Genomic DNA, 16,149 nt, shown 5'->3' with positions numbered 1-16,149 from the left:
GGAACTTATTATATAGGAGTTGAGTGAAATGACATGGTTAAAAGAAGTCATCGGAACTGAAAAAGCGATCATTGCTATGTGCCATCTGCTCCCTTTGCCGGGAGATCCTCTATACGATCATGAAAAAGGAATGGACTACGTCATTGAAATGGCGAGGAAAGACTTCTTGGCGCTGCAAGAGGGCGGAGTCGACGCCGTTATGTTCTCCAACGAATTCAGCTTGCCTTACCTGACCGATGTCAAGACGGAAACGGTAGCGGCTATGGCTCGAATTATTGGCGAATTGATGCCATTGATTCAAATTCCTTTCGGCGTGAACGTGCTTTGGGACGCTAAGAAATCATTGGACTTGGCCATGGCAACGGGTGCCAAATTCGTCCGTGAAATATTCACCGGCGCCTATGCGAGCGACTTTGGCATATGGAACACCAATGTCGGAGAAACGATTCGCCACCAGCATCGAATTGGAGCCAAAGACGTGAAGCTGCTATTCAATATTGTGCCCGAAGCGGCAAAATATTTAGCTGACCGCGAAATAGAAAGCATTGTTAAATCAACCGTATTCAATAACCGTCCGGATGCCTTGTGCGTGTCGGGGCTGACGGCAGGAGCCGAAACGGACGACCAAATATTGATCCGGGTTAAGAAAACCGCCAACAATACCGTGGTGCTGGCCAATACGGGAATTCGCATGGAAAACGTGGAAAGACAGCTTGCGATTGCCGATGGTGCAGTGGTGGGAACAACGTTCAAATATGAAGGCGTGTTCGAGAACCACGTAGACGTCAACCGAGTCAAAGCTCTGATGGACAAAGTGAAGGCTTTCCGCGGCGACGCCATTACCGTCTGAACGGAGTAGAACAAAAAACCAGTTCTGGAGATAAGAGATCTCTCCGTAACTGGTTTTTGTGAAGACAGAAGGTCAGGCTTGTTTGTACAGGTAGTCGTTAATTGCCGGAGGAATCTGCGGCAAGGCATTAAGCGTAAAAAAAGCGCCAATGGGCTTGGCATCAATAGGAATCACATTGTAGGTCCATTCGGCTTCCTGCTTTAGGTATACAGCGTTAATGCCGCATTGCAGGGCGGGGAGGACATCCGTTCTCACGGAATTGCCGATCATCCAAGTATTGCCGCGCTCAAATCGGCCATCGGTCAATATTTCTTCCAACGCAGCCGTGTTCTTATGCTGTCTGACGTAAATCCGGTCTTGGAAATAACGTTCAAGCTTCATATGCGCGATTTTCTTGTGTTGTATGAGCGAGTCGCCCCCAGTATAGAGATGCAGCTCGTGACCGCCTCTTGCAAGCGAATCCAGCGTTTCCTCCATCAAGGGGTAAGGCTCCACTTCCAACTCGTAGACGCTTTGGCCAAGCTTCCAGAGCTTTTCTTCTTCCAACGAAGAGCCAGCCCGACCGGTTATGTTCTTAAAGTAGCGATACGTATCCACGAACGATTGAGGGAAATGTTCGCTTTTGAAGCCTTGGACTTGAATGCGTTCAACATCGATCTCGGACTGTTTCTCCAAGATGTTAGCTCGTGTAACTCCCGCGGAAGAATACCAAGTCGTCATTTCATCCGAGAATTGATCAAGGATAAAATGAAAATATTTATTGCAGTATATTAACGTGTCGTCCAGATCAAACATAATTTTTTGTTTCATATCTCTATTGTGCTCCTTACTTTATTGCAATGTCCGACCTCAATTAGATTATCCTTTTATTGAGATTAATGTGTCGGCTGCCGAATATTATTTTCTTGTCCTTTTCATTATGGCGGGAGTCATTAGGTTTGTAAACCAGAGGAAATAGGAAAACTACAAAGAAACCCTTCTATGACCGAAGGGCAGGGGGTGAAACGATGACTAATAATAAGGGTCAGAAGACGGACCGGGGCAGCACGAAGTTCAAAGAGAGAGAGCATGAAATACAGGTTAAAAAAATGGTGCGATACCCGCCCAGCTTAAATGGGATCAACAAAAACTTACCCTGATTAAGCATGCTCTCTCCGTGCTAATGCAGATCGTTGCCGCTCAGCCGTCTTCTAAAGAGCCGTTCCGTCAAGCATATTTATTAATCTTCTCCGTGAGGGTTCGCTTGATGAAATGGATGCGTTGACGAACATAGAAGTCGTAGCTGCCCCCGCTTAACTCGCGGGGGTTCATTGTATTCCCTGTGTCGTTGTCAATGATAACTAGCTTCCCGTCGGTGAAAAATTTGAAAGTTAAGTCTCGAGACGGCCTTGGTCCTCTTGGAGGTTCCAAGTAACGGAGATGTTCACAGTTCACCATCCATTATCCCACCTATTTAACAAAATTAGAACGTACGTTCTTGTTCTTATTATAGCAAACATTTGTTCGTATGGAAAGGTATTCCGTAATGCCTTACACTGGATAAATATCGGATTGAAGGGGAAGGGCAACTATGATCGTAATTTCTGGTTTGACTCGTAAGATTCCCGAAGGGAAAACGATACTGGATCATGTGAATACAAGGCTCGAGCCCGGCACTTTCATTGCGGTCGTAGGCCCGAGCGGAAGCGGAAAATCCGCTCTATTAAAGGCATTGGCGCTCAAGGAAGTATGGTCGTCGGGCGAATATAGGGTGGATGGCAAAGATTTGATGGAAGCTGGCTTTTTCGCAAAAATGAAATTTCGCAGGCAAGTCGCATTTTTAGAACAGAAGCCGATTTTGTACGAGAAGAAGTCAGCGCTTAAGAACGTCTTGATCGGCGGTGCCGAACAGACTCCGATATGGCGCAGATTAACCGGCATGGTTCGCAGCGACGACTATATGGGCGGAATGGACATGCTCGAGCACGTAGGACTGCTGGAGAGGGCCAAGCAGGTCGTGGAGAAGATGAGCGGCGGAGAACGCCAACGGATAGCCATCGCTCGTGCATTGGTGCATGGAGCAAGGCTTGTGCTTGCCGATGAGCCTGTATCCGGCTTGGATCCTCACACGGCGGAAGAAATGATGCAAACGTTAAAGAAGCTCTGTCATGAGAAAGGAACGACAATCGTAGCCGCATTGCATCGTGTCGAACTGGCCGAGAAGTTCGCCGATGAAATATGGGGCATGCAGGACGGACGTCTCATCATTAACGTTAGAGGCAGAAGATTAACGGCCGCGGAGAAGATGCGATTGAGTTAGGGAAAGGAACAACCTGACGCTGGATAGGGCTTCTTTAGAAGCTCCATCTTTAACGTCAGGCTTTGATTAAGCGTTAACGGCAATTATTCGTTCGTAGGATCGGGTTTGCCTTCCGGATCGGCATCGTTGGCAAGACCGTGCAGGGAAGGGATTTTCCCATGGGGCTGCTGGTTTTGCTTTCGGCTTTTCCATGCGCTTTCTCTTCTTCGCTTGGATGGGGGCATTAGTGTTTCCGCCTTTCTATTTGTAATCGTTGCATGGATTATCGTTGCGTTATCTCCCGTTCCTTATTCGTAACGTGGAGGATAAGCGCGAGAGGAGGGTGGAATATGGCAGAATGTGCAACTTTAGCTGTATTCCCTTTATTATCCGTAAATATCGGTCGTGTTCAAACCGGAGTTTATAAAGGTAAGGAAGCTCAGTCAGGCATTGGCAAAAGCACGGTTCATCGATCGGTGCACGTAAGCGTGCTTGGCGTAGAGGGTGACGAACAGGCAGATTTGGTGAACCATGGCGGACCTGACAAAGCAATATGCTTATACAGCTTGGATCACTACCCCCACTGGGAAGAGGTACTTCGTCGTTCGCTTGAGTTCGGTTCATTCGGGGAAAATTTTACGGTCCGTAATATGAACGAAAGCGATGTTCGTATCGGCGATATTTTCCATGTCGGCTCCGCCGTCGTTCAGGTGTCCCAGCCCCGCCAGCCTTGCTGGAAACTCGCCATGAAATGGGGGCTGGATGAACTGCCGCTGCTCATCACGGAGAGCGGGGCTACCGGGTTCTATTTCCGCGTGCTCGAGGCAGGAGAAGTGAAAGCCGGCGACGAGCTGCTGCTCAAAGTGACTCATCCTGCTCGCATTACGGTTGCCGAGGCTAATCGGGTCATGCACAAGGACAAGGGCGATCTCGAAGGCATACGTCGGCTCCTCGCGGTCGATGCCCTTTCGGCCAGTTGGGTAAATACGCTGACGAACAGGCTTCTGAGGCTTCAAAGTACATAGCAAATAGGAAGGACGGCCATGGGGCTGTCCTTTTTAATGGCGGGGAGTTGTGGGATAAAACTCGCTAAACTCTCTCGCAGTTTACAAGAAATTCTTGATCGTTCCTTGAGTTGATTGTAAAATAATAGAAATTGAACTGTGTGTAACTGGCGGAACATGGGTAACCATGAGGGAGCACACAGATAAGAGCCGTACGCCTGGGCAAAAGTATTTGATCATTGATCAAGTGCTTTTTATTTTTTGAAAATTCCGGGAAAGGCTAGGTATCCGAAATGAGAATTGCAATTATCGTGTTTGACCAAATGACAACGTTAGATTTTGCTGGCTTTTATGAGGCGATTCCTTGGATGCTGATCTTAAAAGCTAAGGAAGAGGTATCGTGGGAGTTATGCTCGAACAAAGAAGAAATCACTGACGACCGGGGTATGACAATTAAAGTGAAACAAGTTTATCCTGATCTATCTCAATTTAACATCGTGTTTATCCCAGGCGGACTATCGACTAGGAAACTGAGATTCGATATCGAGTTTATTTCATGGATCCAAAGCGCGCGGAATGCGGAGTATAAGGTATCGGTTTGTACGGGGGCATTGATGTGGGGAGCAGCCGGTTTGTTGGAAGGGAAAAAGGCTACAACGAATCCTTCAGCTTACGAATTGTTAGAACCTTATTGCACGGAAGTCGTTAAAGCCCGTATTGTTCGTGATGGTAACATCATTACAAGTGGTGGAGCTTCTGCATCTATCGATGTAGGTTTATATCTGATTGAATTGCTCACAAGCAGCGATTTCGTTCAACAAGTACAGGAGAAAATGGATTACCCTTTTTATCGTCCGGGCCAACTTTCAGACATATATGTCTAACCAGTTTACAATATATCCTTTATGATGCTAAAGTAAAATTAGTTTTTCTTGGAAGGAGAATTTAACCTTTATGCCAGCTATCTTGTAATGGAGTTTCCGAAGTTGCACGAAAAACCTGTTAATAACAACGGGATTTGTGCGTCTTTTTGACCCATTACAAGTGCTTAGCAGGCTTAGATCATACCTGCGGAGTGCCTATTTGGGGCACTCTGCTTTTTGTTTATTTGGCCTTAATAAAATAAAACTTATTAGGAGTGAACTTTTTAAATAATGAGTACATCCCATGGATTTGAAACGAATGCACTAACTATCAGACAATTCACAATAGAAGATACTGCCGCTCTATATGAGCTAACTAGACAAACAGAGATTACAGACTTCCTCCCCGATTGGAATATGTCGGAGCAACAACTAGAAGGCTTCCTCGACTTTGTTATTGCTTCATACGAAGACTTTAATCCTGAGGATGTCAGAATACTGCTGGCAATCGAGCACAAGCAGGATAGAAGGCTTATCGGGTGGTGCGGAGTATTTCCGAATGATAGGTTAGACCCTGCAGATAGGGAAATCGCCTATGCCATATCCAAGGACTATCGAAATCACGGGTATACTACGGAGGCAACAACGGGGATGGTATCTTATGTGTTTAATCATTCCTTGTTGATGCAGATTGTTGCGATCGTTAAGCCATTTAACTTGGCTTCGACAAGAGTGATTGAGAAAACAGGCTTCAAGCATGTTCAACTCTTGGGTCTCTCAGATAATTCAAATTACAACTATTATGTCCTCGAACGGAATAGGGCTTGACAGGGGTGCTCGTTTTTTCGCTTATCATGACCCACTATACGTTAAACAGTTTGGAATCATTGCAGTTCTCCATGAAGAAGCGCCCGAAGGAAGCGATGCTCTAGTGGCTAGAGCGGAAGTGCTTATTATTGGCGTGAGCAAACAGGCTAGGCGAAGAGGCATCGGCTCGATTCTCCTTAAGCATGCTGAGGAATTTGCGAAGGAGAGAGGAGCTTATTGTTTGTTCATGATGACTTATGCCGAGGATTATGATGTCATTGCGTTTTATGGAAAAAATGGTTTTATCCCGGTAGCCACTCTTCCAGACGTATATGGTCAAACCTTGGAAGGTAATGTTTTCTTGCGTAAAATTATTCGTTGAGCAGTTAAGGGGAGGGCAGCCATTGGCTGTCCTTTCTTAAGAATGTAGGCTTTGGCACCTTTATCGAAGCTTCTTATCTATACATGCGGAAAAGCAAGTTCGTTTATGCCGGGGCGATTGTCGCGTCAGGCCTAGCCGGGGCGGTCATCGGGGTGTTAAACTTAAAGTCGACTGCTTTTGCTCCATCTTATATGGCGTTGTTATTCAGCAATAATGCATGGGGCTTCTTGGCCGCTATGTCGACGGGATTCGTCGTTGCGTTTGCCATTGCGGCTGCTGTTAATTTGGTTGGCAAAAGAGTGTTCGAAGTAAGGGAGAGAAGTAAATGACGCTCAAATGGGATGGTCACACGCACACACGTTTTTGTTACCATGGAAACGATGCGGAGCTGACCGATTATGTAAATCGGGCTATCGGTTTAGGATTTACCCGTTATTCGGTTACGGAGCACCCGCCGCTGCCGGACGGATGGATCAAAGACGAGAAGTTGATGGCAGAGTTAGCAATGCCGGTCAACCAGCTTCCGGATTATATTTCCTATGTACAGCAAATGAAACTGCGCTATGAGGGACAGATTGAACTGACAGTCGGTCTCGAGATGGATTATTTGTATGAGATGGAATCTTTTTCGAACAACCTGCTCGAGCCATATAAGGAAGTTGTCGAAGATGCGGTCGTATCCGTTCACTACCTCCCCGCCGATGGAGGGATGTACTGTATCGATTATACGGCCGATAATTTTAGACAAAACCTTCTTGCATCCTACGGTTCCATGGACAGTGTAGCAGAAGCCTACTTTGATCATGTCGAAAAGGCGATCACGTGGGCGGCAACGCTTCCGATGCGCAAACGGCTCGGACATCCGCTTCTGATCGAGAAGTTCTCTCGAGATCTGCCGACAATCAGTGAGTCCCTCATCCGGCGGCGTTTGGAAGGCATCGTCGGTTTGCTGAAAACCTCCGGAGTCGGCGTCGATGTCAATACGGCCGGATTACGAGTGCCGAGCTGCGGGAAAGCGTACGCACCTGCATGGTTTATCCGAATGTGCCAAGCGCAAGGAATCGAGCTCGTATACGGATCCGACTCTCACAAGCCCGAGCAAGTCGGGTTTGGATGGGACTGGTTCCAGAGAGCGATTGATGGGAATGAACCTGAAGATGCTGACAGATCATGAGCGATTGTTGCTGAACGGCATCGACAAGGGAGAGTTGACCGAATTGCTGCGCCTAAACGGATTACGGTTGGGTGACATAGGTTCACCCAAAAAGCGGCATTCGACGGTTATCCGTTCGGATGTCGCTTTTATTTCTGAAAGATTCCTTCCCAGCTAGTCAAGTAAAAGCAATGCATTCTGACAACGATCATACAATAGAAGCAGGGAGGCGATGGATGTGAACACGGCGCAGCGGCTTGGTTATGGGAAAGAGGAGCGATTGTTGATCGTTAACGCCGATGACTTCGGACTTTGCCGGAGCGTGAACGAGAGTATTGCCCGCTTGCTGTCGGACAATGCGATCTGCTCGACGACGATCATGATGACCTGTTCCTGGTCTGCCGATGCCGTAACATTCATTAAAGAAACGCTCCCGGATGCGGATATCGGAGTTCACTGGACGCTAACGAGCGAATGGCCCGAATATAAATGGGGTCCCTTATGCCGAAGCCGATCCTTGCTCTCTTTGACTTATGCGGATGGATGGTTTCCCGAAACGACAGCCGAAGTGGAGCGGCGAGCGGATCCGGAAGAGGTGCGTTACGAGCTGCTTGCCCAGACGGAAGCCGCGCTTAAAGCGGGTTTGGCGTTGACGCATGCCGATAGCCATATGGGCAGTCTGTATGGCTTTCATTCAGGGAAAGATTTACTTCCTATCGCCTTCGACATTTGCACCCGATTCGGATTGCCGATCCGATTGCCTCGTCGATTGATGCCAGTTGGAGGGAGAATGATTCCGACGGAACTGCAAGAGCGTGCCAAAATCAGAGTGCGGCAAGCGGATGACCGTGGAATCATTCTTCCCGACTATGTGATAGGGCCCGATTATCAGCTCAATTTCGGAGATACGTATGAGTCCGTGAAGGCGGAAGGAATAGATCTAATCCGTAATTTGCTGCCAGGCGTTACGGAGTGGATTTCTCACCCCTCGCGTTTGACGGATGAGCTTCGTTCCTTTCACGGTGAACCGGAGAAACGGGGGATGGAGCAGCGCTTCTGGAACGACAAGGACGTAATGGCTGCTTTAACGGAGGAACAAGTCAGATTCATTGGCTGGAAAGACTTGCAACGGCTGCAGTCGAGTTTGTCCGTATGAGTTTTATCGCTAAGTTTGCTGTTTTTTCGAGTTGCAGGAAGGAATTTGGCAGTCAATCGCGAAATAATTAATGTTTGTATATTGCAAATTTTCTGAACTATCCTCCACTCAAGCGCGAAAGGGGATTACACAGACTTATGGTTATGCTGCCTAAGGTAAACGAGCTCGGTTTTTTTGAAATTCGTCTGGAGTCCATCGGCGGGCTAGGAGCCAATCTGGCAGGTAAAATGTTGGCGGAAGCGGGTGTTATGGGTGTCGGTTTAAATGGAGTCAGCTTTAGCTCCTATGGATCGGAGAAGAAAGGCTCTCCCGTTAAAGCGCATATTCGGTTTTGCGACATCAATACGCGAATTCGTGATACGTCGCCGGTAGAAAGACCGCATGTCATCGGCATTTTCCATGAAAACCTGTCCAAGACGATCAATGTCATTTCCGGGATGTATGAAGACAGCATCGTGCTAGTCAACTCTAAGAAATCGCCTGAACAACTCAAAAATCAGCTTAAACTGAAGGGCGGCATCATAGCGGTAGTTGACGCTACGGGAATATCGATGGATGAGAACAATCGCGTGAACATGGCGATGCTAGGCGGGTTGTTCCGCCTATGTGAATTCCTTGACGCAGAGTTCATGAAGAGCGTAATCCGCAAGTCGCTTGAGAAGAAGTACCCGGCAGCCGTTCAGCCGGCATTAAATACGTTCCAACGCGGTTACGATGAAGTGAAGTTCCAAACATACGTTTTGGACGAGGGTGACGCGATGCCTTCCTTCGTCCGCATGGATACGCCGGTTCTAGGTTACGAGACCCAGCCGATAGGCGGAATAATCACGAACCCAGGCAATAGCATTCTGAAAGATTTAAGCATTTCCCGTGCGGGAATGATGCCGCATTTCGCCGATGACAAATGCATTCATTGCGCGGCATGCGACAACGTATGCCCGGATTTCTGCTTCGTGTGGGAAGAGCAGGAAGACAAGAAGGGGCGTCCGCAGATGTTTCTGCAAGGGATCGATTATCAATATTGCAAAGGCTGCCTGAAATGCGTCCAAGCTTGTCCTACGGAAGCCTTGTCAAGCGAACTGGAGCAAGACGGCTACGCCGAAGAGCATCGTATTCCGCACAAGTTTACTTTAGCTATTTAAGAGACAGAACGTCATGAGTTTGTTCATCGAGAAACAGATAGGAAAGGTGGAGTTCGAAGTGTCGATTGACATTCGCAAGGAAATGGGCCAGTCCGGTACCGTAGAACAACGAATCGTCTATGAATCAGGCAACGAGATGGCAGCATACGCCGCACACCAGATCAACTATCATATCATGGGGTATTTTCCGATATCCCCGTCGACGGAAGTCGCTCAGTTTCTCGATTTAATGAAAGCGAACGGGCAGCATGATATCGTCTTGATCCCGGCCGATGGAGAGCATGGCTCTGCTGGGGTATGTTACGGGGCTTCTACGGCAGGCGGCCGCGTGTTTAATGCGACTTCTGCAAACGGTTACTTGTACATGTTGGAGCAGATGCCCGTCCAATCGGGAACGCGTTTCCCGATGGTCATGAATCTCGTATGCCGTTCCGTATCGGGTCCGCTCGATATTCACGGCGACCACTCGGATTTGTACTTCGCGCTCAATACCGGTTGGCCGATCGTGCTCTGCCGCGATCCGCAAGCGGTCTATGACATGAACATCATCGCGCTTAAGCTCGCCGAGGATCCGGAGGTGCGGCTGCCTGTTCTCGTCGCTTCCGACGGTTACTTCACGAGCCATCAGAAGCGCCGCGTTAATACGTTCGCGCATCGGGAGGACGTGCAGAAGTTCGTAGGGGAACACCCTCCCGAAGGGTTTAAGCACGTGTTAGATCGTAATAATCCAATCACGGTCGGTCCTTACATGAACGAGCCGGATTATATCAACAACTGCTATCAGCAAAGCCTTGCCATGTATCGCGCAGAAGCGGTGTTCGACAGAATTCAGAAGGAGTATGCCGTTCTTACGGGCAGGGAATATCCGATTCTCGAGCTGTACCGCATGGAAGACGCAGAGGTTGCCGTGTTCTTGCTCAACTCATCGTCGGAAATCATCAAGGACGTCGTCGATCAGCTTCGTTCGCAAGGGATCAAGGCGGGAGCGATTTCGCCGAATATCATACGGCCTTTCCCTGCCAAGGCGATCACGGAAGCGTTAAAGAACGTTAAGGCGGTTACGGTGGGCGACCGTTCCGATTCGTATGGCGGTCATGGAGGGAATATGGTTATGGAGGTCCGTGCAGCGTTGCAGCAATACGGAAACTCCACGACGTTGGTCATTAGCCGGATTTATGGGTTGGGCGGCAAAGACTTCTACGCGGAAGACGGCCTCAAAATGTTCGAGTTCGCGATCGACGCGATGCAGAAAGGTTTCGTCGAGAAACCGTTCGACTATCACGGGATTACGGCGGGCGATCCTTCCAAAGCACCGCAAAGAGTGCTCGAGCCTATGAAATACGAGGATTTGAAAACAGGACTCATCACCGTCACTCCGGACGAAACAACCGGTAAAATCAACGTACGCGTACCGCCGCTTCGCTCTCTGACGAAGAAGCCTAAACGGATTGCTCCAGGACACGGCGCGTGCCCGGGATGCGGTATTTTCTCCGGGTTGGAGCTGTTCTTCAAAGGGATCGAAGGCGATATCGTCGCCTTATTCCATACCGGTTGCGCGATGGTCGTTACGACGGGGTATCCGTATTCCGCTCACAAAGCGACGTACATCCATAACCTATTCCAGAATGGGGCGGCCACAATGTCCGGCGTCGTCGAAATGTTCCACGAGCGCAAACGTCGGGGTGAGCTGGATCAATACGGCTTGAAAGACGATTTCACTTTCGTGATGATTACGGGCGATGGCGGCATGGATATCGGAATGGGACCCGCGATCGGAGCTGCGCTTCGCAACCACCGGATGATCATCCTGGAATACGATAACGAAGGATATATGAACACGGGAGCTCAGCTTTCCTACTCCACGCCGATGGGTCACCGGACTTCGACGTCCAACGTCGGCAAGCATCAGGGAGGCAAGGTATTCCATCACAAGGACACGGCGCAGATTATGGCGGCGACGAATATTCCTTACGTATTCACGGGCAGCGAAGCCAGTCCGGTGGATCTTGTCAGGAAAGGCGCCAAAGCCCAATGGTACGCCCAGAACGTAGGGATGGTATACGGTAAAATCTTGATCACCTGTCCGCTTAACTGGCTGTCCGAGGATAAGGATGGAGCCGATATCATCGATTATGCGGTCAATACCTGTTTCTTCCCGCTCTATGAAGTGGAGAAAGGGGTAACGACGATCACCTACAACCCGGAAGAGAAGGGTAAACGGGTGCCTGTCGGCGACTGGCTTAAGATGATGGGCAAAACGAAGCATTTGTCCAAGCCGGAATACGCGGAGACGCTCAGGGAGTTCGAGAACGAGATCGAGCGCCGCTGGAATATGCTTAAGGCGAAGCACGAGAATCCTTATTTATAAGATTGGGGTTTGGTGAGCCATGCCATATATTATGAAACACGCAGCTACGGGTACTTTGCTGGCATGCGTTCAACGCAATGGTTATAAACTGGCCTATTATGGCATCATGATCTGGGATCTAGCGCCGAGCCCGGCGCAAATGTCGGAGGCATTGGCGGAAGCGGCAATCGAACCGGACGATCCGGCGGGTCGAATCGAGGATTGGGAACCACTGCAGCTCACCGAACATGAGATGAAAATGGCCAACGTGAAGCTTCGCAACGATCCACTTAGGGTCGTAGCCTATCGAGACGGGTTATTGATAGCTGAAAAGGTACAAACGAAATAATGAATTCGCGGTCGAGCAGGGTATCATTCCTGTTCGACCGTTTTTTTATACGATCAGGGAGTTTAAAGCCAACTACTCATCTAGGAAATGTAGGGAAAAAAGCCACCTAATTTCCGTGCCATTTCGGAGAAATCGTACCATTATCCCCTTGCTTCAGAAGAGAAATGCCAATCAGCAGATATTCGAATGCCATGACTTGAGAAGGAGTTGCAATCAACGGATATTCGAATGCCATGGTTGAGCGGGGAGTTGCAATCAGCGAATATTCGAATGTCATGACTTGAGTGGGAGTTGCAATCAACGGATTCCCGGATATCACGCACAAGTTGCCGTTTCGTGAATTAGAATGGAACGGGTTATCGACAACTCAAAAAGCAGGTATCTCAAGCATCAAGCATTCCATAGGGTGAGATATTTTCCTTTCCACTTCGCTTTGCTCCCCCAGACCACCCAGGGAACGGTGAGAACCGGTTTGCTGCGGGTCAGATATTTGTAAGTCAAAGTTGGTGTCACGGCGCACCAATGGAGCAGTTGGCTGAAGACCGGGGCATGGCGGAGCTTTAAGTTCAACCGGAAACAAAACTCGTCTAAATAAGCCTGCAAATGTTTGGCCCCGATGCCATTAAACGTAAAGTTCAGCCACGCGGTCACCTTCCACTTGATGGGGTTCAAAGCGGGGTGAAGTTTGCCGCGCCCCAAAACGGTCACGGCCTGTTTATCTATATGATTGTCTACGAACGCTTGGACGCCAGGCTTTTCAATCCACCTCAACGCGTTATTCACATGGCTGGGATCCGGTTGTTTGATTTTGACCTGCTGAGGCTCGTCTCGCTCGTCGAGGGATCCGCCGATCAACAGCGGCTGCTGGGCCTCGCTATAATACGTATAACCGTAAGAGATAGGGTCAACTCGCACAACACCCGTGAGCGGATCGGCTTCATCGGCTTGTTGCAGGGCATGGCGGATTTTTCTTGCGATGAGCCACGCGGTCTTATAGGTGACCTGAATCACTTGGGACAGGCGGGAGGCGCTGATGCCGGAAGGCCGGGAGATGAGAAACATCGCTTGGAACCAACGGGTCAACAAAGTGGAGCTGCCTTCCATGATGGTGCCGGCGATGACAGACGTCTGATGGCGACAGGAGCGGCATTCGTAGAGAGGCAGTCTGCGCGTTTGGATAAGATAAAAGTGGGAATGACGACAAGTTGGGCAACGGAAGCCGTCCGGCCATCTGGCTTCGAACAGCGCCTCGGCGCAAGCTTGCTCGGAGTTGAACTGCTGGCAAAATGCCTCAAAGGTCAGATGATCTGTAAACATAGACTTCCCTCCCGAAATAGAACGTTTGTTCTTATTTCCATCATACCAAACATACGTTCTATTTTCAAGAGATATCGGGTAAAATTTCAACGTTCCGGGTTTGTTTTCAGAAGCATGAACAAGGGTTTTCCCCCTTATTGGATGGGATAATGGTACGTTTTCGCGAAAAGGAGGTAGGGGAGGCTGCGGTGGTCCTATTCTCCTTCTGATGCGAAGGGATAATGGTACCCTTCGCGGAAAAGAGGTGGGGGAGGCTGCGGTGGTCCTATTTTCCTCATGATCGGAAGGGATAATGGTACCTTTCGCGGAAAAGAGGTAGGAGGATTTGCGGTGGTCCTATTCTGCTTCTGATGCTAAGGGATAATGGTACGTTTTCGCGAACAGCCGCAGGCATGAACAGGAATGTGGGACTGGTCGACCCCCAGAAGTACAAGAGAGTTCATGGGTACGATTGCTTTATTATATCTGCAAAAAGTAAAAGGACCTCGAGCTGCATTGGACCGCTCTAGCCGTACTTTTGCCGTTAACCCTATGTGGACATCTCCATTCTTTGATTTCACATCACTTATTGGTAATATGATAAAGACATTAGGAGGGAGAGTCTATGTTCACATACAGCGTTGCGCAAGGGAATCACATTAAACATATCGTTAATTCCTTAGTGGGAGACACACAATGAAAGAATTCAAAATGTATTTCAGGTTCGTGAAGCCTTATCGGTGGCTCGTGGCGATTACGCTCTTGATCGGAATGGTGAAGTTTGCTATCCCGCTTGCGGTACCGCTTTTCCTCCAATACGCCGTTGACGATATTCTGCTTGCCGATCTGCCCAAGGACGATAAAATTACAAGGCTTGTGGAGCTAATCGGTCTTTCTTTCGTCCTTTTCGTCATTGTTCGATATCCCGTAGAGTATTTCCGTCAATATTTTGCCCAGTTGACTACCAGCCGTATTTTATTCGATCTTCGAAATAAGCTGTACGGTCATTTGCAGCGATTGTCGTTACGATTTTACCAAGAACGTAAATCCGGTGAAATCATATCCCGAATGATGAACGACGCGGAACAAACAAAAGCGATCGTCGAGACGGGAATGATGAACATATGGCTCGATTTGTTTACGCTCACGATTGCGTTAGCCATCATGTTAAATATGAATGCAACGCTGACCTTGGTCGCTATTCTAATTTTGCCCTTCTATGGAATCGCGGTCATAAAGCTGTATAAGAGATTAAGATCATATGCAAGGTCCCGGTCTGCAGCGCTTGCGGACATGCAAGGATATCTCAATGAGCACGTCATTGGAATTCCGGTCGTGAAAAGCTTTACGTTGGAGCAATATGAACAGAAGCAATTCGGCATCAAAAACGGCAAGTTCCTCGAGCGCGCGCTCGCCTTAACGAGGTGGAACGCGCTTACGAACGCAATTATTAATACACTTACCGAAATCGCGCCGTTGCTTATTCTATTAGGAGGCGGGTACCTAGTCATCATGGAGCATATGACTGTGGGCGGGTTCGTCGCTTTTTATGGTTATCTCGACCGCTTGTATGCTCCGCTTCGCCGTCTTGTCGGCGCATCGACTGAGTTGACGCAGGCTTCCGCATCGCTTGAGAGAGTGATGGAACTGCTGAACGAACCCCCAGATGTCAAAGACGCTGAAGAAGCCAAGCCGCTCGCGAAGGTCGAAGGGCGTATCGAGTTCCACGATGTTTCTTTCCGGTACAGGGAAGAAGCGGAATTCGTTTTGCGCGATGTCAACTTGGCCATCGAGCCGGGGCAAACGGTGGCATTCGTAGGCATGAGCGGGGGCGGCAAATCATCGCTCATTAGTTTGTTGCCGAGATTTTACGATATTCAGCAAGGAAGCATTCGCATAGACGGGCAAGATATTTCCAAAGTGACTTTGCACAGCTTGCGTTCTCAGATCGGCATGGTGCTGCAGGACAATATTTTGTTCAGCGGAAGCGTGCGCGAAAATATTATGCTAGGCAATCCGGAGGAGACGGAGCAGAACATGCTGGATGCGGCCATGCGGGCGAATGCCCATGAGTTTATCATGAGCTTGCCGCAAGGATACGACACGGAAATCGGGGAGCGGGGTGTCAAGCTGTCCGGCGGACAGAAGCAACGGATCGCGATAGCCCGTGTTTTCCTTAAAGATCCGGCGATATTGGTGCTTGACGAAGCGACCTCGGCGCTTGACCTGGAATCCGAGCACCTTATTCAGGAGTCGTTGCAGGCTTTATCGGATAACCGTACGACACTCGTCGTCGCGCACCGGCTCTCGACCATCACGCATGCGAATCAAATTATCGTAATCGAGCGGGGAGCTATCGTGGAGCGAGGCACGCACGAGTATTTGATGGAGCTTAACGGAGCCTACGCAAGACTATATAACGTTCAAAATTTGTAAAAGGCCGACAGGTAGTACACGGTCGACAGGGATGGCGCATGGGCGTTGAATCGCATTGGGTGATGAATCGCATGATGTGTGTTGAA

The 16,149-nt window shown here is 49.0% G+C and carries 18 protein-coding genes and 1 riboswitch; of the genes, 15 read left to right on the top strand and 3 right to left on the bottom strand.

All coding sequences use genetic code 11. The features are described 5' to 3' along the window. Positions 1–28 precede the first annotated feature (28 nt). Entirely contained in the window at positions 29–850 is an 822-nt protein-coding gene (locus K7P76_RS03895; protein WP_232183489.1) for a BtpA/SgcQ family protein, read from the top strand. Positions 851–922: 72 nt separating this feature from the next. Here the strand turns inward: K7P76_RS03895 and K7P76_RS03890 are convergent, their stop codons facing one another. Continuing rightward, entirely contained in the window at positions 923–1,660 is a 738-nt protein-coding gene (locus K7P76_RS03890) for an HAD family hydrolase (protein WP_232183488.1), read from the bottom strand. Positions 1,661–1,857: 197 nt separating this feature from the next. Here K7P76_RS03890 and K7P76_RS33040 point away from each other — a divergent pair, with 197 nt between their 5' ends. Further along, positions 1,858–1,989 carry a hypothetical protein gene (locus K7P76_RS33040; protein WP_255678180.1) on the top strand — a complete coding sequence of 44 codons (132 nt, stop codon included), beginning with the start codon at positions 1,858–1,860 and terminating at the stop codon, positions 1,987–1,989. A 431-nt stretch (positions 1,990–2,420) separates the two neighbouring features. Beyond that, a complete protein-coding gene (locus K7P76_RS03885; protein ID WP_232183487.1) occupies positions 2,421–3,149 on the top strand; it encodes a phosphonate ABC transporter ATP-binding protein in 729 nt (242 codons plus the stop codon). 83 nt (positions 3,150–3,232) lie between these two features. Here the strand turns inward: K7P76_RS03885 and K7P76_RS03880 are convergent, their stop codons facing one another. After that, on the bottom strand, positions 3,233–3,373 hold the full coding sequence (locus K7P76_RS03880) for a DUF6254 family protein (RefSeq protein WP_232183486.1): 141 nt from the start codon (positions 3,371–3,373) through the stop codon (positions 3,233–3,235). Between the two features lie 105 nt (positions 3,374–3,478). Between K7P76_RS03880 and K7P76_RS03875 the strand changes: the two genes are divergently transcribed. From K7P76_RS03875 to K7P76_RS03825, 11 genes are all read left to right on the top strand, one after another. After that, positions 3,479–4,153, top strand: coding sequence for an MOSC domain-containing protein (locus K7P76_RS03875; protein ID WP_232183485.1), 675 nt, complete (start codon positions 3,479–3,481; stop codon positions 4,151–4,153). A 132-nt stretch (positions 4,154–4,285) separates the two neighbouring features. Next, a riboswitch (ZMP/ZTP riboswitch) is annotated at positions 4,286–4,363 on the top strand. Positions 4,364–4,425: 62 nt separating this feature from the next. Further along, the gene (locus K7P76_RS03870) at positions 4,426–5,016 is read left to right on the top strand and encodes a DJ-1/PfpI family protein (protein WP_232183484.1); all 591 of its coding nucleotides are present in this window, start codon (positions 4,426–4,428) and stop codon (positions 5,014–5,016) included. 270 nt (positions 5,017–5,286) lie between these two features. Beyond that, on the top strand, positions 5,287–5,823 hold the full coding sequence (locus K7P76_RS03865; RefSeq protein WP_232183483.1) for a GNAT family N-acetyltransferase: 537 nt from the start codon (positions 5,287–5,289) through the stop codon (positions 5,821–5,823). Further along, positions 5,753–6,184 (top strand): GNAT family N-acetyltransferase, encoded by a 432-nt coding sequence (locus K7P76_RS03860; protein ID WP_309244726.1) that lies wholly within the window; start codon positions 5,753–5,755, stop codon positions 6,182–6,184. The genes K7P76_RS03865 and K7P76_RS03860 overlap by 71 nt, the downstream gene beginning before the upstream one ends. Before the next feature lie 83 nt (positions 6,185–6,267). After that, on the top strand, positions 6,268–6,513 hold the full coding sequence (locus tag K7P76_RS03855; protein WP_232183481.1) for a hypothetical protein: 246 nt from the start codon (positions 6,268–6,270) through the stop codon (positions 6,511–6,513). After that, positions 6,510–7,358: a histidinol-phosphatase HisJ gene (hisJ, locus tag K7P76_RS03850; RefSeq protein WP_232183480.1), complete on the top strand. Its 849-nt coding sequence runs from the start codon at positions 6,510–6,512 to the stop codon at positions 7,356–7,358. Before K7P76_RS03855 ends, hisJ begins: the two co-directional genes overlap by 4 nt. Then, on the top strand, positions 7,342–7,515 hold the full coding sequence (locus K7P76_RS03845; protein ID WP_232183479.1) for a hypothetical protein: 174 nt from the start codon (positions 7,342–7,344) through the stop codon (positions 7,513–7,515). Before hisJ ends, K7P76_RS03845 begins: the two co-directional genes overlap by 17 nt. A gap of 60 nt (positions 7,516–7,575) precedes the next feature. Beyond that, positions 7,576–8,493, top strand: a complete 918-nt coding sequence (locus K7P76_RS03840) for a polysaccharide deacetylase family protein (protein ID WP_232183478.1) — start codon at positions 7,576–7,578, stop codon at positions 8,491–8,493. Between the two features lie 137 nt (positions 8,494–8,630). Then, the gene (locus tag K7P76_RS03835) at positions 8,631–9,635 is read left to right on the top strand and encodes a 2-oxoacid:acceptor oxidoreductase family protein (RefSeq protein ID WP_232183477.1); all 1,005 of its coding nucleotides are present in this window, start codon (positions 8,631–8,633) and stop codon (positions 9,633–9,635) included. A gap of 58 nt (positions 9,636–9,693) precedes the next feature. Beyond that, entirely contained in the window at positions 9,694–12,003 is a 2,310-nt protein-coding gene (locus K7P76_RS03830) for a thiamine pyrophosphate-dependent enzyme (protein WP_232184449.1), read from the top strand. 19 nt (positions 12,004–12,022) lie between these two features. After that, entirely contained in the window at positions 12,023–12,331 is a 309-nt protein-coding gene (locus K7P76_RS03825; RefSeq protein WP_232183476.1) for a hypothetical protein, read from the top strand. 390 nt (positions 12,332–12,721) lie between these two features. Here K7P76_RS03825 and K7P76_RS03820 read toward each other — a convergent pair whose 3' ends face one another. Then, a complete protein-coding gene (locus K7P76_RS03820; RefSeq protein WP_232183475.1) occupies positions 12,722–13,648 on the bottom strand; it encodes a transposase in 927 nt (308 codons plus the stop codon). Between the two features lie 675 nt (positions 13,649–14,323). Between K7P76_RS03820 and K7P76_RS03815 the strand changes: the two genes are divergently transcribed. Beyond that, positions 14,324–16,063 (top strand): ABC transporter ATP-binding protein, encoded by a 1,740-nt coding sequence (locus K7P76_RS03815; protein ID WP_232183474.1) that lies wholly within the window; start codon positions 14,324–14,326, stop codon positions 16,061–16,063. Positions 16,064–16,149 lie beyond the last annotated feature (86 nt).

Origin of the sequence: Cohnella silvisoli (assembly GCF_021190915.1) — a bacterium.
Taxonomy (GTDB): domain Bacteria; phylum Bacillota; class Bacilli; order Paenibacillales; family Paenibacillaceae; genus Cohnella; species Cohnella silvisoli.
This window is presented reverse-complemented; position numbering and strand designations above follow the sequence as displayed.